The organism is Geothrix sp. (assembly GCF_049292215.1).
Lineage (GTDB): Bacteria > Acidobacteriota > Holophagae > Holophagales > Holophagaceae > Geothrix.
Genome location: NZ_JBATQW010000078.1, coordinates 1 through 18,011 on the forward strand (window position 1 = coordinate 1; position 18,011 = coordinate 18,011).

At 68.1% G+C, this 18,011-nt stretch carries 12 protein-coding genes and 1 pseudogene; 5 read left to right on the top strand and 8 right to left on the bottom strand.

Annotated features, from left to right (window positions below; all coding sequences use genetic code 11):
- From WAS25_RS13930 to WAS25_RS13940, 3 genes and pseudogenes are all read left to right on the top strand, one after another.
- A pseudogene (locus tag WAS25_RS13930) lies at positions 1–315 on the top strand (ABC transporter ATP-binding protein); the annotation flags it as partial.
- Between the two features lie 281 nt (positions 316–596).
- Complete coding sequence (locus WAS25_RS13935; protein WP_422313130.1) at positions 597–1,664, top strand: OmpA family protein; 1,068 nt, start codon at positions 597–599, stop codon at positions 1,662–1,664.
- A 63-nt stretch (positions 1,665–1,727) separates the two neighbouring features.
- A complete protein-coding gene (locus tag WAS25_RS13940; protein WP_422313132.1) occupies positions 1,728–1,907 on the top strand; it encodes a hypothetical protein in 180 nt (59 codons plus the stop codon).
- A gap of 18 nt (positions 1,908–1,925) precedes the next feature.
- Here WAS25_RS13940 and WAS25_RS13945 read toward each other — a convergent pair whose 3' ends face one another.
- Positions 1,926–3,167, bottom strand: a complete 1,242-nt coding sequence (locus tag WAS25_RS13945; RefSeq protein WP_422313134.1) for a cation:proton antiporter — start codon at positions 3,165–3,167, stop codon at positions 1,926–1,928.
- Between the two features lie 37 nt (positions 3,168–3,204).
- On the opposite strand from WAS25_RS13945, the gene WAS25_RS13950 reads away from it, so the two are divergent.
- Positions 3,205–4,332 carry a glycosyltransferase gene (locus tag WAS25_RS13950; protein WP_422313136.1) on the top strand — a complete coding sequence of 376 codons (1,128 nt, stop codon included), beginning with the start codon at positions 3,205–3,207 and terminating at the stop codon, positions 4,330–4,332.
- Here WAS25_RS13950 and WAS25_RS13955 read toward each other — a convergent pair whose 3' ends face one another.
- Together WAS25_RS13955 and WAS25_RS13960 are read right to left on the bottom strand one after the other, a co-directional pair.
- Positions 4,333–5,517: a hypothetical protein gene (locus tag WAS25_RS13955; RefSeq protein ID WP_422313138.1), complete on the bottom strand. Its 1,185-nt coding sequence runs from the start codon at positions 5,515–5,517 to the stop codon at positions 4,333–4,335.
- A complete protein-coding gene (locus WAS25_RS13960) occupies positions 5,514–7,919 on the bottom strand; it encodes an ATP-binding protein (protein ID WP_422313140.1) in 2,406 nt (801 codons plus the stop codon). The genes WAS25_RS13955 and WAS25_RS13960 overlap by 4 nt, the downstream gene beginning before the upstream one ends.
- 102 nt (positions 7,920–8,021) lie before the next feature.
- Here WAS25_RS13960 and recA point away from each other — a divergent pair, with 102 nt between their 5' ends.
- Complete coding sequence (gene recA / locus WAS25_RS13965; RefSeq protein ID WP_422313142.1) at positions 8,022–9,080, top strand: recombinase RecA; 1,059 nt, start codon at positions 8,022–8,024, stop codon at positions 9,078–9,080.
- 82 nt (positions 9,081–9,162) lie between these two features.
- Here the strand turns inward: recA and WAS25_RS13970 are convergent, their stop codons facing one another.
- The 5 genes from WAS25_RS13970 to WAS25_RS13990 form a co-directional block, all read right to left on the bottom strand.
- Positions 9,163–10,461: a tetratricopeptide repeat-containing S1 family peptidase gene (locus WAS25_RS13970; RefSeq protein ID WP_422313144.1), complete on the bottom strand. Its 1,299-nt coding sequence runs from the start codon at positions 10,459–10,461 to the stop codon at positions 9,163–9,165.
- A gap of 53 nt (positions 10,462–10,514) precedes the next feature.
- On the bottom strand, positions 10,515–11,741 hold the full coding sequence (locus tag WAS25_RS13975; RefSeq protein ID WP_422313146.1) for a hypothetical protein: 1,227 nt from the start codon (positions 11,739–11,741) through the stop codon (positions 10,515–10,517).
- A 117-nt stretch (positions 11,742–11,858) separates the two neighbouring features.
- The gene (locus WAS25_RS13980) at positions 11,859–13,817 is read right to left on the bottom strand and encodes an OPT family oligopeptide transporter (RefSeq protein ID WP_422313148.1); all 1,959 of its coding nucleotides are present in this window, start codon (positions 13,815–13,817) and stop codon (positions 11,859–11,861) included.
- Positions 13,818–13,820: 3 nt separating this feature from the next.
- Positions 13,821–14,990: a beta-aspartyl-peptidase gene (iadA, locus tag WAS25_RS13985; RefSeq protein WP_422313150.1), complete on the bottom strand. Its 1,170-nt coding sequence runs from the start codon at positions 14,988–14,990 to the stop codon at positions 13,821–13,823.
- Between the two features lie 111 nt (positions 14,991–15,101).
- Positions 15,102–17,876 (bottom strand): carboxypeptidase regulatory-like domain-containing protein, encoded by a 2,775-nt coding sequence (locus WAS25_RS13990; RefSeq protein ID WP_422313152.1) that lies wholly within the window; start codon positions 17,874–17,876, stop codon positions 15,102–15,104.
- Positions 17,877–18,011 lie beyond the last annotated feature (135 nt).

The following is an 18,011-nucleotide window of genomic DNA, read 5'->3' on the forward strand; positions in this document are numbered from 1 at the left end:
GGCCTGGCCCGCGCCCTGGCCACCGGCGCGCCCCTCCAGCTCTGGGACGAGCCCGTGGCCCAGCTCGATGTGCGCCATGCCCTGGAGGTCATGCGCCTGGCTCGCCGGCTGGTGGACGGCGGAGGCACCGTGCTGGTGAGCCTCCACGACCTGCGCGCGGCCTACCGCTTCGACCGCGTGCTGGTGCTGGACCAGGGTCGCCTGGTGGGCAATGGCGCGCCCCACGACGTGCTCACGGCGGACCTCATCCGGGGCGTCTTCCGCGTGGAGGCCACCTTTGTGGAGAGCCTGGTGCCAGAGTTGCCTCGGGACTGAGCGCCACCGCGTGGAGCCTTCCCTCCATTTGAAGCCCCGGTGCCTTCAGATTGATCAGGCCCGGGGGCGACCACTCGGGACCATCATTTCTAACTTTCCAATTTATCAATTAATTAACCAGTGGCCCAAATCGTGCAGTGACGCATAGGCCTCCCATGTTTTGTTCCACCACGGTGGATCACGAAGCGTGGAGTCCAGCTGCTTCTCTCTCCGCACAACCGCCTTGGGCGGTATTGCGATCCCGCCCTGGCTGTCCAGGGCAGCCCTGTTACGGAGTGCCCATGCGATTTCCCCTGGCCTGCCTTCCCCTAGTCCTGGTCTCGGGGAGCCTGCTCGCCGCAGACGACCGGTCCGACTTCCAATGGATCCAGGTCCAGGGCGGCATCACCGATCACCGCACCAAGAACCCTGACCACCAGCAGCCTGCCTTCGGCTTCGGGGTGGGCTCCTGGGTCAATGGCCACGTGGGCTTCGAGGCCTCGGGCCTCTTCACCCATGTGAACTACGGCTACCCCTCTTCCAGGGAGGCCCACGCCACCGCCTCGCTACTGATCAATCCCTTCCGCACGCCATCGACCGTGCGTCCCTTTCTGCGTCTGGGCGTGGGCGGTACCGCCATCGGGGAACCCATCTCCGGCACCGGCTCCACCACCACCCGCCTGAGCGGGACGGTCGGTCTGGGCCTCCAGCTCCTCATGGGCGATCGGGGGTTCGCCTCGCTCGAAGGCCGCCTCGTCCAGATCGAATCCCAGGTCTCGCGCAAGGAGGGTCAAGCACTGGCCGGCATCGGGATGCGCTGGGGCAACCGCAAGCCGGCTCCCGCAGCTTACGTCCCACCGCCTCCCGTGGTGGAAGTGAGGGTCGAGGCTCCCCAGCCTCCGCCCCAGGTCATCGTCGTGACGACCCCGCCGCCGCCCCCGGAAGTGATCTACGTGCCTGCACCGGTGGTGCCCAGGAAGATCATTCTGGAAGAAGCCACCCTGCACTTCGCCAATGGCAAGGCCATCCTCAGCACCGAAGGCCGGGCAGCGGTCAACACCGTCGCGGCCGAATTGAAGGAACTGAAAGCGCCCTTCCAGGTCGTGGTCAGCGGCCACACCTCTAAAGTGGGACGCGCTGCCTTCAACCTACAGCTGAGCAAGGATCGCGCGGCCGCCGTGGCCAAGGTGCTGGTCGAGGCCGGCATCCCTGCGGCCGACATCCAATCCGAGGGCCTGAGCTTCACCCAGCCGCGGGTCAAGGAACGGACCAAGACGGACCAGGCCATCAACCGCCGCGTGGAGATCGACATCAAGACCCGCTCCGAGGACGTGGAGATCCGGCCCAAGGAAACCACGGTCGTGGAGTAGGACCGCCACATCCCTCCCGCCAGGCACTTCCCTGCCGCGTCGAACCACCCCCAGGAGCTCCCCATGCGACTTCGCCTCGTTTCTCTGGCAACCGCCATGACCCTGCTCGGGCTGACCCTGGCCTGCCTCTACCCGGACCATGGCCGGGGGCGCGGTCCGAGGCGGGACGATCGGCGGGACGATCGGCGCGACGACCGGCGCGACCGGGACCACGACGACCGGCGCGGGCATCAGCCTGGCTAGATGAGCTAGTTCGGGGGTTCAGCCTGCTTGGTGTCTGCCCAGCACCCACCCCAGACCTACGGGCCCGGCCACGGTGGTGAGCAGCAGGGCGCCAATGATGCCGGCCTGCACGTCGGCGCTCAGCAGGGGAACCCCGTTCAACTGCAGCTGGGCACCGGCGGCCACGAAGATGAGGCCCACCTCGCCCCGGGGGACCATGCCCCAGCCCACCACGGCGGCGCGGATGCCCCGGCCACCGCCGTAGCCAGCGACGTATTTCCCGAGCACGCCCAGCAGGGCCAGCACCAGCGCGAAGCCCAGGGTCGCGGGCTTGAAGAGGGCGCCGGGATCCACCTTGGCGCCCATGAGCACGAAGAAGAGGGGGGAGAGCACCGTCACCAGGGGATGCACCAGCTCCTCCAGCGTGTGCCGCTCACGGTGCTCCAGGTCCACGATGTGCGCCGGCTCCAGGATGAGCCCGGCGGCGTAGGCGCCCACGATGGAGGCCAGCCCCGCGAGGTCCCCCAGCCAGGCCAGCAGGAAGGCGAAGCCCAGCCCCAGCGGCAGCAGCACCTGCTCGCCGCGGAACCGGCTGGCCAGATGGAAGAGCCGCGGCGTGAGCAGGCGGCCCAGCGTCAGGGCCACCGCCAGAAAGCCCAGGGCCAGGGCCAGGGTCTTCAGCAGGTCCGGCCCCACGGCCCCACCCCCGGCCGCCACACCCACCATGCCGGACACCGCCACCAGCACAAGCAGACCCAGTACGTCGTCCACCACGGCGGCGCCCAAGATGATGCGGCCCTCCAGGGAATCCGAGGCGCCCTTCTCACGCAGCACCTGGGCGGAGATGCCGATGCTGGTGGCGCAGAGGCAGGCGCCGATGAAGAGGTCCAGCACGAAGGGCGAGCCCTTGGGCAGCAGCAGCCAGGCTCCGGTGAGGCCCGCGGCCATGGGCACCACCACGCCGATGAGGGCTACCCGCAGGGAGGCCATGCCCACCTTCAGCATCTGAGGCACCGTGGACTCCAGCCCCACGGCGAACATCAGTACCACCACTCCGAGGCCGCCCAGCAACTCCGTGGCGGGGGAGGCCGCCACGTCCGGAAACAGGGACCAGGACCGATGCAGCGCCGTGAGCACCAGCCCCACCGCCAGCTCCCCCGTGACCGCCGGAAGCTTCAGGCGCACCGCCAGCTCGCCCCCCACCTTGGCCGACAGCCACAGCAGGGCCAGCAGCATCAGCGTGCCGGCCAGGGGATCGTGCATCAGGAAGGCGAAGGGCATGGTGACTCGGGGGTGACTCCTCAGGCTAGGCTGAAGCATGGTCTGGCTGGAAGCGGCATCCTGGGGCTCGGCGAGCATCATCCTCGCCGCGCTGGTCCTCCTGCGCCGCCACTGGGCCCGGCTGCCCGAGCTGGAACCGGACCCGGCGCTCCCACGGGAGCCCCCCACCGTCTGCCTCTGCATCCCGGTCCGGGATGAGGCGGCGGAGCTGCCCGCGGCCCTGGACTCCTGGCTGGCCCAGGACTACCCGGCCCTGCAGATCCTCGTGTTGGACGACGGCTCCACCGACGGCAGCACGGAGATCCTCCAGCAACGTCAAACGGCACGGCCAGATCGCCTGCAGGTGCTGCGCAACGACGCCCTGCCCTCGGGCTGGCTGGGGAAGAACCATGCGCTGGACCTGGCCTCGCGCCAGGCCGAGGCCCTGGCGGCGGACTGGCTGCTCTTCGCCGATGGCGACGTGCAGGCAGCGCCCAGCCTGCTGCGCCGGGCCATGGCCTACGCCCAGGCCCAGCCCACGGACATCCTCGCCCTGGTGCCCGCCATCGATGCCGTCAGTCCCGCCGAGCGCGTGGTCCTGCCCATCGCGGCCTCGGCCTTCCTCCTGGTGGTCCCGCCGCACCAGGTGCCCAATCCCCAGCACCCTGCCTTCTGTGGCGTGGGCGGCTTCACGCTGGTGCGGCGCGAGGCCTACGACGCGGTGGGCGGCCACGCGGAGGCGCCCATGGAGGCCATCGACGACATGATGCTGGCCCGCCGGGTGAAAGCCGCGGGCTTCATCAACCGCGTAGCCAAGGGCGGCCCGGACCTGCACCTGCGCATGTACCACGGCCTCTGGGAGCTGGTGCGGGCCATGCGGAAGAACTCGGCGGCCCTGCCCTTCTGGTGGCTGCTGCCGCCCCTGCTGCCGGTGGCCCTCGTGATTGGCCTCGCGCCACTCTGGCTGCCCTGCGCCGGCCACCCCATCCTCGCGCTCCTGCTCTGGCTGCTGGTGCCCGCCCTCTGCGGTGACGTGCAGCAGCGCATGACCGGACGCCCCATGGACCTGCTCTGGGCCCTGTGGCCCCTGAACGCGCTGGTCTTCGCGGCAGGCACCGCCTGGGCCCTGTGGGACCGCGTCCGGGGCGTGAACCACTGGCGGGGCCGGGACGTGCCCCTGGGCTGATCAGGCCCCTTCGAAGAGGCTCAGCGTGTCGTCGAGGCGGCGCAGGATGCCGAGGATCTTGAAGGGCTCCACGACCACGTAGTCCACCCCGCCCGCGGCGACCGCGTGGTGGCGCTTCTTCGCCTCCTCCTCCTCGGTGCCCAGGAGGATGACCGGCACGGGGCAGCCCTCCTGCTCCACGATCTGGCGGCAGAGCTCCAGGGGGCTGGCCAGGCGCAGCTGGTTGTGGATGAGCACCATGCGGACGCGTCCCCAGCCCCCTTCGCCCGCGCCGATCTCCTTCAGCTGGGTCTTCACGGGACCCTTGATGTGGTCCAGCGAGGCCAGTCCGAACTTCCGGCTGAGGGCCTCGCCGAGCCGGCGTGCGAAGTCCTCCTTCTCCGCCAGCAGCAGGATCAGGGGCTCCCGGTCCACGATGAGCTTGAGCGTGGGCAGCGCGGCCGCCCGGTTGATCCGCGCCGTGGCCTCCTGGAAGCCCCGGGGCGTGAACTCCTCCTTGTCCTGCTGGGCCTGGAGGAGCTGCTGGTCCTGGATCCAGGTGCGGTACTGGTCGAGCATCTTGGGATCGGCCTGCTTGGTGAAGCGCAGGCCCACGAGGTTGTCGCCGAAGTACGCCACGGTGGTGGCTGCCCGCAGGCGGAGGTTGCCTTCGAGGGGGACATCGAGCAGGGACTCCTCGCCCATGCGCAGCAGCTCCCGGATGTCCTGCTTGGTGTTCCGCAGGACCAGCTCCAGGCCCTCCTCGCCGAAGCTCTGCACCGTGCCGTCGATGATGGCGTTACGGGTGTTGGTGAAGGTGGCCGCGTGGGCCTGGCTGGGGGGGCGGTCCGGGATGAAGTCTGCCAGGCGGTGCAGGTCCGAGCGGCGGAGCACCCGAGGGATGGTAGCCAGACAGGCCTCCACGCCCTCCAGCACCTCCTGCCCGGTGCAGGCCACCACGCAGTCGTATTCCAGGCCGCGATCCTTGAGCTTCACCGCCAGGTTCTCTCCAGGTTTCAGGCCCCAGCTCGCTAGGTCGTCGAAGGGCATCCGGAACGCAAAGCGCTCTCCGTCCTCAGTGAGGATCGGGTAGGCCGACCGCTGCGCCTTGTAGGCCACGTCGAGGCGGGCGCCGGCCACGCAGAGCCGCTGGAGGGCCATGCGGATGCCCGTGGCGTCTTCGAGCAGGGCGGCGGAGCGGCTCATCCCGGGCCCCCGGCCAGGGGCGCCATCGCACCCGCCGGAAGCCACAGGGACAGCGCCCGGTGCAGCGCCTCAGCGCGCACTGGCTTGGCGATGTAGTCGTCCATGCCGGCCTCCAGGCACTTCTCCCGGTCGCCGACCATGGCGTTGGCGGTCATGGCCACCACTGGGATCCGGCGGCTGCCCCGCTCCCGCTCGCGGATGCGCTGGGTCGCCTCGAAGCCATCCATCTCGGGCATCTGGCAGTCCATGAGGATCAGGTCGTAGGCGACGCCCACCAGGGCATCCAGGGCCTCGACACCCGTGGCCACGACATCAGCTTCGAGGCCGAACTTCTGGAGCATGATCAGCGCCACCTTCTGGTTCACGAGGTTGTCCTCGGCCAGCAGGACGCGCACCTTCACCGGGCCTTCCGGGGCCAGGACCGGCGCGACGGGTGCCACCTGGCCGAGGTTCCGGCCCTTCGGTTCGAGGAGGCCCCGCAGCTGGCTGGGGCGGATGGGGAGGGTAAGGTAGCTCTGGACGCCGCGCCGGGCCGCAGCCTCCCGGAGCTCGGGGCGGTAGAGCGGACTCGCGAAGACGAGGGCACCCTCCCCCGGTTCGGCCAGTGCCGCCTCCAACGCCTCTGGCCCCACCAGCAACACGGCCTCTGGGCTGCGGACCTCCCGGAACCATCCGGCCAGCTCGGCCTCCGGGGGCGGCTGGCGGAAGGGCACACCCCAGGCCGTGAGCTGCTCCCCGACCAGGCGGCTCACCGCCGTGGGCAGGCCGGCCACCAGCACCGTGGCAGACCCGAAGTGACTGGGTGCCTGGAAGGCTCCAGGTTCGAGCCGGAGGGTGAACCAGAAGGTGCTGCCCTCTCCGGGTTTGCTGGTCACACCGATGCTGCCGCCCATGAGCTCGGCCAGCCGCTTGCAGATGGTGAGGCCCAGGCCCGTGCCGCCGTACTTCCGCGTGGTGGAACTGTCGCCCTGGAAGAACGAGGTGAAGAGCCGGTCCACAACCTCGGGCTTCATGCCGAGGCCCGTGTCCCGGACCTCCACGCGGATCTGGTCGGGCGCATCCTCCTGGGCCTCGGGCCGCACCCGGACTTCGACCGAGCCCTCCTGGGTGAACTTGAGGGCGTTGTCCATGAGGTTGGTGAGGATCTGGCGCAGCCGGGTCGGATCGCCCACCACCTGGAGCGGGGTGGCCGGGTCGACGAAGATGCCCAGCTCCACCCCCTTGGCCTGGGCCTTCACGCCGAGCACCGCTTGGACATCCTCGATCACGGTCAGGAGGTCGAACTCCAGGTTCTCGAACTCCAGCTTGCCGGCCTCGATCTTGGAGAAGTCGAGAATGTCGTTGATCAGAGTGAGCAGGGCCTCCCCACAGGAGCGGACGGTCTCGGCGTACTGCCGCTGCTCGCCGCCCAGGGGCGTGTCCAGCAGCAGCCCGGTCATGCCGATGATGCCGTTCATGGGCGTGCGGATCTCGTGGCTCATGTTCGCCAGGAACTCGCTCTTCAAACCCGAGAGCTCCAGGGCCCGGTCCCGCGCCACCGCCAGCTCACGCGCGGCCTCTTCCAGCTTGAGCTCGGCCCGGCGGCGGTCGGTGATGTCATGGAACTGCCAGAGGTGGCCCAGGTATTCCTCGCCCACCGCGATGGGCACGAAATCCATGGCCATGATGCGCCCGTCGCGCAGCTCGAACTCGTCGCCCTGGGAGGGCTCCCGGGCCACACTCAAGGCCTCGAGGCGGGCCAGGAAGCCCGCCCGGTCCATCAGCAGGGGCAGACACTCCTTCAGCAGGTCTCGCGAGTCGCTTTCCACCAGGACGTGCGCCGGGACCGGCACCTGGAACATCCGGCAGAAGGTCTCGTTGAGCAGGGCGATCTTCCGCCCCTCGGTCTCCACCAGGATACCCGCCTGCATGTTCTCGATGAGGGCCCGCAGGCGGCTGGTGGCCACCCGGAGGACGATCTCCGTGTGCTTGCGTTCGGTGATGTCACTGAGGGTGCCGGAGACCCCAAGCACCACGCCCCCCTCGTCGAAGGCGATGCGCTGGTGGGCGGTCACCCACTTCACGTCGCCCGCGCTGGTGGGGATCCGGAACTCGCCTTCGAAGACGGCCTGCCCCGTGTCCACCGCATAGGTGAGCATGTTCAGGTAGCGCGGGTTGTCCGCCGGATGCAGGAAACCCAGGAAGGACTGGCCCAGGCATTCCTCCACGCTCAGCCCCGTGAGCTGGGTCCAGGCAGGGTTCAGGAAGACCCATCGGCCCTGGCGGTCGATCTGGAAGATCACCTCTCGCTGGTCATCAACCAGACTCCGGAACCGGTCCGCCTCGGCCTGGACGGAGGCCAACCGGGCCTCCAGGGCGGCGTTGGACAAGGGGAGTTGGGGAACGTGGGCTTCGGTGGACATGCCTCCTCCTCTTCGGCCGGCCTGGTCCGGGACCTGAAAAAAGATTTCTTGTTTTTTTCGCTTTTTGCCCCAGACTGGATAGCACCCCTTCCGGAGGAACCCATGGCCGCGTCCGACCAAGACGATCGCCTCAAAGCCCTGACCCGCACCGTGGCCGACATCGAACGAGCCTTCGGCAAAGGCTCGATCATGAAGCTGGGTGACCGGATGAGCCCTTCCGAGGGCATCGAGGTCATCAGCACCGGCTCCATCGCCCTGGATTCCGCCCTGGGCGTGGGTGGCGTGCCCAAGGGGCGCGTCGTGGAAGTCTACGGGCCGGAAGCCAGCGGCAAGACCACCCTCGCCTTGCACATGGTGGCCCAGGCCCAGAAGAAGGGCGGCCTGGCCGCCTACATCGACGCCGAGCACGCCCTCGACCCCGAATACGCCCAGAAGCTGGGCGTGGATGTGGCCAACCTCTTCATCAGCCAGCCTGACAGCGGCGAACAGGCCCTGGAGATCTGCGACCAGCTGGTGCGCAGCGGCGCCCTGGACATTATCGTGGTGGACTCCGTGGCCGCCCTGGTACCCAAGGCCGAGATCGACGGCGAGATGGGCGACAGCCACGTGGGCCTGCAGGCCCGGCTCATGAGCCAGGCGCTGCGCAAGATGACCGGCACCATCAGCAAGACGCACACCTGCGTGGTGTTCATCAACCAGATCCGAATGAAGATCGGCGTGATGTTCGGCAGCCCCGAGACCACCACCGGCGGCAACGCCCTCAAGTTCTATGCCTCCGTGCGCCTCGACGTGCGCAGCATCCAGAGCATCAAGGGCAACACCAACGATCCGCTCGTGGCGGCCAAGGACGAGGACTCCTCCGTCATCGGCAAGAAGACCAAGGTCAAGGTGGTGAAGAACAAGGTCGCCCCGCCCCTCAAGGTCGCCACCTTCGACATCATGTATGGCGAGGGCATCAGCCGCACCAGCGAGCTGGTGGAGCTGGGCACCCAGCTGGAGATCATCCAGAAGAGCGGCTCCTGGTACAGCTACAAGGACAGCCGCCTGGGCCAGGGGGCCGAGAATGTGAAGAAGCTCTTCAACGACAACCCGGAACTGGCGGACGAGGTCGAAGGCCTCATCCGTGAGCGTCTCGGCATGAAGGCCCTCGTCGAGGCCTAGTCCCCGGGGCATCCCCATCGCCCTGCACGCCCTTGGAAGGGGTCGGCAGACGGCGGCGGTCCCGAAAGGGCCGCCGCCGTTTTCACATGTGGCGCGCCTCGACTCCCGACGCCGGTCGCCGCGACGGCGCCCGCTTGATGGCCCCCTGCAGGCGGGCCGCCAGCTCGGGGTTCATGCGGTGGAGCCTCTCCGCCACCTCGCGGGCTTCATCCAGGCGCGCCAGCTCCACCAGCTGCAGGCCGAAGTCCAGCCAGGGCTCAGCGGCCAGGGGTCGGTAGCGGAGGGTGATCCGCAGGCTCGCCAGGGCGGCCTCCCCGCTGCCCGCGCTGCGCTGGCAGTGGGCAAGCCTGAGCCAGGCATCCGCCTCGTCGGGCCGGAGGGCCAGCCCCTTGCGGAAGGCCTCGACGGCCTCGGGGAACCGGCGCGCGTTCATCCGGGCGCAGCCCAGGTTCAGCCAGGCCAGGGCGTAGCCCGGCTCCATCTGGAGGGCCTCGCGGAAGGCCAGCTCGGCGTCCCCGAAGCGGTTGAGGAGGTCGAGGGCCACCCCGAGGTTGTTCCAGGCTTTGGGATTCTGCCGCAGGGACAGGGACCTGCGGTAGGCCGCCACCCCCTCCGGCAGCAGGTTCGACGAGGCACCTGAACCTGCCGAAGCCCTGGCGGCCCGATCCAGGGCCAGCCCCAAGGCCAGCCAGGCATTCTCGTCCCTGGGCAGGTCCTGGACCCACTGCCGGGCCGCGACCTCCCAGGCCGGCCAGTTGCGCGGATCATCGCAGAGCCCCTCCAGCCAGTCGTCGCTCCGCTTCCGTCGATCCACCTCTGGAGGCTGGTCGAGCAGCGTCTCCGGCTGGCGGGCCAGCTCCTGGAGGCGATCCACAGGCACCGAGAAGTTCAGCCGGGGGCTGGGCGTAAAGGTCAGGGTCGTGAGACCCAGCAGGCGACCAGCCTCATCGAACAGGCCTCCCCCGCTGCTGCCGGGCAGGGTGGTGGCGTCGCTCTGCAGCAGCCGTCCCTGGCCGTGGTGCCAGATGCCCCGGAGGCGGCCCGGGGACACCACCGGCCCCTGCCCGCCCGGATAGCCCACGGCCAGAACCTCCTGGCCCGACTCCACGGGCTCTGGAGCTGGCTCCACGGGGGGCAGCGTGAGGCCGGGCACCGTGAGCAGGCAGAGGTCGCGGCTCCGATCCGTCCGGACTTGGCTCACGGTCCAGGTGGACTGGCCCTGCTTCACCGTGAGGCCCTGGGTGCCTTCCACCACGTGGGCGTTGGTCGCCACGAGAAAGGGCGCGACCACCACCCCACTGCCCTGCTGGATGCGGGATCCGCCGAGCCTGCCTTGCACCAGGACCACTGAGTTCAAAGCCTTGAGCGGCCTGGGAGTCACGGGCAGGGGCGGAGCCTCCTGAAGCATCAGGAGGAGCGGCCACCCCGGCAGCATCACTCGGAGTCCTGCACACCCAGTCCCGCACCCTGGAGGTGGCGTGGCAGCGGCGCGGCCCCCTGGGCATTGAAAGGCGCACCAGGCCCGGGCCGGGGCGCTGCCGGCCGGTTGCCCGCCGGGGTCTGGAGGGACTTCATCTGCTCGGCGTTGGCGAACTGCTCCAGCCGGGACAGCTGCTCCGCAGTCGGGAAGCCCTCGTAGCGCACGCGGCGCGGACCCCAGATGGTGACGGCCTCGCCCCTGAGCTCCTGGATGCGGGGTAGGGTCTGGCGCGCGAAGATGCCCAGCGGCTCACCGTTCCGGGCCGAGAAGGCGATGAGATCCGTCTCGGGCAGCAGGATCGGTGCGCCCTCGTTCCAGAGGGCCATGGTGAGCGGCTTGCCCTGGCTGGTCTTCACCATGGAGACCGTGGCGGGAAGGCCCAGCGCCGGATCCAGATCCTGCTCCTGCTGCCGCAGTGCCTGCAGCAGGTCCATGTGCTTCAGTTCCCGCTGGGGCGCCGACATGGGGTGGGGATCCTGCAGCCGGGCGGTCATCAGCTGGTCGCCGATGCGCTCGATGACCGCCAGCTGCAGGGGCTTCGCGCCGGACTGGAGGCTGCGGCTCACCTCATCCATGAGCTTGGGCAGCAGGATCTGCGGCACGGCGATGAGGGTATCGGCCGCGGGAATGGCGAGGAAGGGGTGCTGGTCCCTGAAGAGACCCTGCCACACCCCGGGCAGCAGCAGCCGCGCGGCGTCGAGACCATCGCGCCAGGGGCTGCGGTAGGCCCCGGAGGGCAGGCGCTCGAAGGTGCCCGCACTGCGGTGGCGCAGGTGATCCAGGGCCAGATCCAGCACGTCGTCGGCGGACTGGTCCCAGATGATCAGCCAGGCGGCGGGCATGACCATGTCGCCCACGCGGACCCGCTGGCTCAGGCCGTCGATGAAGCCGCGGCACCAGCGTCCCTCGCGCTCGGCCTGCCACGCGGGCACCAGCTCCGGGAGCAGGTGATCCTGGGCCTCGCCCCAGGGCTCCGGCAGGGGCAGGCCCTGATGGTGGAGCTCGGCGACGGCCGCAACCCAGGCCTCCCGTTCCTCCGCCTTGCGGTGGGCTTCGAAGGCCGGGGCCAGGGCCGCCAGACCGGGCAGCTCCGCGGACAGACCCCGGGCCTCCAGCAGGGCCTCCAGGCCCGGAAGGGGCGCCTCGTCGGCGCGGGAACGGAATCGGTCAAAAAAGCCCATATCTGCAAGTCCATCCAAACAATCCATTGTGACCGCACGGGGGGATTTATGCCGCAGAGATGTGGGTTCCCCAGGGCTCGCACGGCCACCGTGATGCCAGGACTGAAGGCGGGATTCCTACCCGCTGCTGTCCGGCAGGCTGAGGGACCGGGACGGACGCCTAGCGGAGGCCAGCCACAGGAACAGGCCCACCAGCAGCATGGTTGCAAGGCCCAGAAGTTGACCTGGGGACCCCCCGAACACGGGGCGACCGCCGCTTTGGACGACCTTTCCGGCCACCAGGGCCGCCACCACCACCCCGGCAAGACCTTCACCCGCCACCAATCCCGAAGCCGCGAGAATGCCCGGGTCACCTTCATCCCCGGTGGACTCGGCGCGGGCGGCCCGATGCCGATCCACCAGCCTGCGGACACACCCGCCCAGGAAGATGGCCGCCATGGAGGTGAGGGGCAGGTAGACGCCAATGGCAAAGGACAGTGCCGAGATGCCGCACAGGATGACCGGCAGCGTGACCCCCACGCCCATGAGCACCAACGGCCAGGGTAGGTTGCCGGAGAGTACGCCCTCGATGACCGTCTTCATGAGCATGGCCTGGGGGGCTGGCAGCTCCTGAGACCCGAAGGTATAGACCTTCCCCAGCAGCAGCACCGTGGCAGCCACGGCCCAGCAGGCGCAGGCGGCGCCGATGAGCTGCCCCAACTGTTGCAGCGCGGGTGTGGCCCCCACCATGGCGCCGGTCTTCAGATCCTGAGAGATGTCCCCCGCCTTCGAGGCCGCGATGGCCACGATGGTGCCCACGGTGAGCACCGCCGCCATGGCCGCCGTGCCCTTCCAGCCCGCCAGGACGAACAGGAACGAGACCAGCATGAGGGTGATGAGGGTGATGCCGGAGGTGGGCTGGGATGAGACGCCGATGAGACCCACGATGCGGGCCGCCACGGTCACGAACAGCACGCCGCACACACCCACGCCCAGGGCGCAGATGAGCCGAGGCAGGAGGGGCATGCCCTGGCCGAAGACCCCGGGCACGAAGGCCGCAACCATCAGGACCAGCAGCAGGCCCCCCATCACCAGGCTCCCAGGCAGGTCGCGATCCGTGCGGATGGGAGTTGAGGTGACATCATCCTCCCGGCGCCGGAGTCCTTGCAGCACGGACAAGAACGTGCGGGCGATGGTGGGAAGCGTCTGGACCACCGTGTAGAGGCCCGCCGCCGCCACGGCACCGGCGCCGATGTAGCGCACATAGGCCTTCCAGATCTGACCGTCGGTCATGTCCCCAATCAGGGCGGTCGTTTCCGGGGCCACGGGCTGGTCCAGCCCTGCACCAAAGTGGGCGATCATGGGGATCAGCACCAGCGAAGCCAGGGCCGCCCCGGACACGATGACCGCCGAGCGCTTGAATCCCAGGATGTAGCCGATGCCCATGAGGGCCGGCGCCACGGCCGTGGCCAGGTAGGCCTTCGGCAGCAGGGGAAGGTGGAAGCCGATCTCCGCGGGCAACAGGTAGACGAGGGAGATCGCCAGCTTCAACGCGAAGCCGATGCCGATGCCGTAGAAGATCCAGGCGCCACCGGTGGCCCCGGCGTAGGCGGCATGGAGCACTTCCGCGCAGGCAGCCCCTTCGGGATAAGGCAGCTCTCCGGCGGACTGGACGATGAGGAGCCGCCGCAGGGGGATCATGGCCATGATCCCGAAGACCCCGCCCAGGAAGCAGAGGGCCACCACCTGGAGGAAAGGCGGCGTGATGCCCCACAGGAAGAGGGCCGGAATGGTGAAGATGGTGCCGGTGGCCAATGAAGTCGAGGCGGAAGCCACGGTCTTGGCCATGTTGGCTTCCAGAAGCGTCCCCTTGATCCGCAGCAGACGGAAGAGGGCGATGGTGAGAACGGTGGCCGGAATGGAGGCAGAGATGGTCATGCCCACCCGCAATCCCAGGTAGGCGTTGGCCGCACCAAAGGTCACGCCCAGGAGGATGCCGGTGAAGATGGCCCGAGTGGTGAACTCCGCCAGGGAATCCTCACCCAGGAACCGACCCCGCCAGGAAGTTGAACCTCGCCAAGCAGCGCTGCCTCGCATGGATCAGCCCCGCTCGAAGGTGCCACGGGCTTTCAGCTCACCCTTGGACATGAGGACGCGCCCCTTGGCGATGACCGTGTGCAGCGCCAGCGTGTCACGCTCCACCAGAATTAGATCGGCGTCCTGACCGGTGGCCAGGCGTCCCTTCCGCCCCAGCTTGAGGATGCGAGCCGGGTTCTCGGTGCAGGGGAGGAGCGCGGTGCCAAGGTCGAGACCTTCGTTCTGGACTGCGTCCCGGAAGGCGTCGAACAGGGAACGCATGCGTCCCACCCCCATGCCGGAGTAGACGCCCCCCGCGTCGTACTCCGGCAGACTCCCCTGCCCATCCGAGGTCATGGTGACCCGCTCGGCAGGCACCCCTCCATCCAGCAGCTGCTTGTAGGCGCGGGACGCAGCAATCTGGCGGGTTCCGGACTCCGGAGGCGGAGCCGAGGTGGTGAGATCCACGAGTCCCCCCGATCGGGCGTAGGAGCCGCCCTCCATCAGCAATTCCGGGTTCCGGTTGATGTGCGTGGGCAGGAACTGGGACATGGGGATTTCCGTCTCGTCCAGGATCCGGCGCAGGGGGGCGAGCCCGCGCGGCCCATCGCCCAGATGGAAATGCACCAGCCCGGCCTTGCCCGAGAGCATGCCGCCCCGGCGGGTTTCGCCCGCCAGGCGGCACAGGTCCTCGTGGGTCGGCTGGGAGCTGCGGTGGTCTGAGATGGCCACCTCGCCCACGCCCAGAACCTTGTCGATGATCAACAGGTCAGATTCCACCCCCCCGGTGAGACTCACGATGGGAAGGCCATAGGAGCCCGTGTAGATCCACGTGGAGATCCCCTCTTCCTCGAGCCCCCGGGCCTTGGCCAGCAGCCCAGCCAAGGACCGCGTGATGCCATCGGTGCCCAGGCAACCCACCAGCGTGGTGACGCCGGCCTGGATCACTTCGCTCAGCATCAGTTCTGGCGTCCGGCTGGCGAAGCCTCCCTCGCCCCCGGCGCCGAGGATGTGCACGTGTCCATCGATGAGCCCGGGCAGGGCCAGGAGGCCACGCCCATCAATCACCTCAAGATCCGGCAGGTTCACTGAAGGCAGCGGCCCCAAGTGGGCGATGCGTTCCCCCATCAGCAGGAAGTCCTGCCGTCCCATGGGTGTGGGGGCATAGGTCTCGATGTTCTGGATGAGGATCATGGAAGTGACTTTCGCCAGTCACCGACCTGAGGGCGGTGTGTCCAGAGGGAATCCAGGCAGACCATCCCTTTGAATGGCCTGCCTGGTGGAGACCTGCTCGAGGCGTGCGGCCTAGAACCGGAACCGAACCCCGACGCGGACATTGCGCGCCTCTTCCTGGGCCGTGGCCTGGAGGTAGGTGGTGCTCACCAGGGCGGCCCCCGTGGAAGCGGCCGTCAAAGCCCGGGTCGCGTTGGAGCGCGTGTTGGATCCATAGCTGATGGCGTCGCCCATGTTGAGCAGGTTGTAGACATCGGCGAAGGCCTCGATGCTGAGCCTGGGCAACTTAACCTTGTGGGCGGCATGCAGATCCAGGAGGTGTCGGCCCGGGTATTTGGAACTCCCCAGCGGCTCGGCCCAGATGGTGTAGTTCGCATTGGCCGCCGGTGCCGCCGGTGCGGGCGCGGACAGGGTGCGCGTGAAGTGCTCGCCACTGAGGTAGGTGTAGCTGACGGAGAGTGTGGTTTTCCAGGGGAAGACGTACATCGTCCTCAGCTTCAATTCGTCGTCGTTGAAACCGGGCAGCTTCCCGTCGAAATTGGTCTGGTAGTTCGGATTGGCGAAGGCATCGTCGTACCCGTTCGAGCGGTTCGTGTTCCCCTTCCGCAGGGCCCGGGTGTAGCTGCCCCCGGTGGACCAGTGGCCCGTGAGCTTGCGCTCGAAGCTGAAGGTGAACGCGGTGTAGGACCGGTGGAAGCCTGGCTGGTTGCGGATGACGAAGCTCTGGCCAGGAGTCGTGACATTGGTGATGCCATAGACCTGGATGGTCTGCCCCGTGAAGTTGTCGTAGACGGTGTTGCCGGGCAGGGTGTTGGTGGTCAGGTTCTCGTCATTGCGCCCCAGGAGCTGGTTGCTTTTCCGGTAGACGGCCGACACGCCCAGGGACCAGTTGTCGCCCACCCGGGTATCCAGGGCGAGCAGGGCCTCGTCGGTATAGGGGTGCTTGACATTGGGGTCGAGGCGACTGGTGTTCGTGTCTGTTCCCGTGGAGAGTGGCACCGGATTGTAGGGAATGGCCTCAGGGTTGTTGAGGTCGAAGGTGGTGGCGCCATAGCCGGGCGCGGCTCCCCAGGCGTGGGTGGTGGTGCGGCTGTAGGCACCGGGCACCACGCGGTCGAAGTACACGCCGGTGAGACCGTCGAAGTACCGGCCCAGATGCGCCTTGAGCAGGTACCGCTGGTCGCCGCGCAAGTCCACGGTGAGGCCCAATCGAGGCGCCAACACCGCCGTGTCCCAGATGGTGGGTGTCCCATAGCCCCGCCCCTTGAAGGATTCGTAGCGCAGGCCGGGCTGGATCCGCCAGCGGCCCAGGCTCCAGGTATCCATCACGAAGAGCACATTCCGGTCGATGTTTTCGCGGATGTTGATGTCACCACCCCGGGTGACCCGGTAGGTTGTGACCCGGGCTGGGGTGGTGGGGGTGGCGGCAACGCCGGTTCCGTCATAGGTCAGGCCGCCCACCCGGTAGCTGACCTGCTCGGCCCGGGCCTGTTCCGTCTCCAGTCCGATCCGGAAGGCGTGGCTGTCGTTGGCCGTGAACAGTCCCGATCGGTAGAGATCCCACACCACCGACAGGGTGCCCCGAGCCGACAGGTAGGCATCGTGGAAGCGCGTATTGCGGAAGAGGTTCAGGCCGTTGAAGGTGCCCGACCCCAGTCCCACCGAGGCCAGGCCGGGCTGGTACTCTCCCAGTGAATACTGCCCCGCGTAGCCGGAGGCCTTCACCGTCAGCACGGAATTCCCCATCAACTGGGTCAGGGTGAGCCCGTAGGTGCGATCCGTGCCGCTCTGCTTGATGGCAGCGACGGCTTCCATGAGGTTGTTGATGCCGCGGTGCTCGCGGGAGAGCCCATCGTAGGCCATGAACAGGTCCATGGTGGTGTTCGTGGCCACCTGCCAGGTCAGCTTCCCGAGGTACTTGGGATTCAAGGTCTCGACCGGGGCCGCGGCGCCCACGGGGGCGGTCGAGTTGTACTGCTTTTCCGCCGAGACGAAATACCAGAGCTTGTCCTTGAGGATCGCACCCCCGATGTTCATGTTCGTATCCCAGTCCTTCGTGGGAATGGACGTGTCCTTGAGGCGCCTGTCCTTGAGCTTGGGCCGGGACCGCCAGCCATCGGGGCTGTAGTAACCGTTCACGCTGCCGTCGAGTGTGTTGCCCCCACGTTTCACCAGGGAGTTGATGTAGCCGCCGTTGAAGCCGCCGTATTCCGCGGAGGCCCCCAGGCCACCCACCTGGATCTCGGAGAACCAGTCGGGGTTCACGTAGACATACTGTGTCCCGTAGAGGGCGTCACCCACATTGATGCCGTCGATGAGGTAGGCGTTCGAGTTGCTCCGATCCCCACCCCAGGCCACGCCGGCATTGATGCCGGGAGTGAGGCTCATGACACTGGTAAGGTCCCGCTTCACGGGCAGGGACTCCAGCATCTCGGTGTTGAAGGTCGGGTTCGTCCCTAGGGGTGCCGCCGACAAGGACGTGACGGCATCCCCCACGACCACGGTCGCACCCGCCACATCGGGCAGGGTGATGTTCAGGCTGATGGTGTTCGACAGGGTGAGGACAACCTCTCGAACCTGAGTGGTGTAGCCGGTCGCTTCGACCGTCACCCGGTAGCGGCCCGGGGGCAGCACCGGAGCCCGGAAGCCGCCATTGGCCGTGGTGACCAGGCTGCGGCTGCCCATGAGGGCATCCGAGGTGAGGTGGAGGGTGGCGCCCGGGATCGGTTTCCCGGCGGCGTTCCTCACCTCGCCCACCAGGGCCGAAGTGGTGGAGCTTTGCCCCACCAGCGTCATGCCGGCACTGGCGACAAGCAGGTAGGTGATCAAACGAGCTGGGGTTGCCATGTGGCCTCCGTGAACAAAACGATTCAGCTAATGAACTATGTGAACAATCATGTTCATCATTTGGGTGCCGTCAAGCAGATTTGTACGAATTTGTTCACATTCGTGCTTTTGGGTTCACCCTGAAGGGGTAAGCCC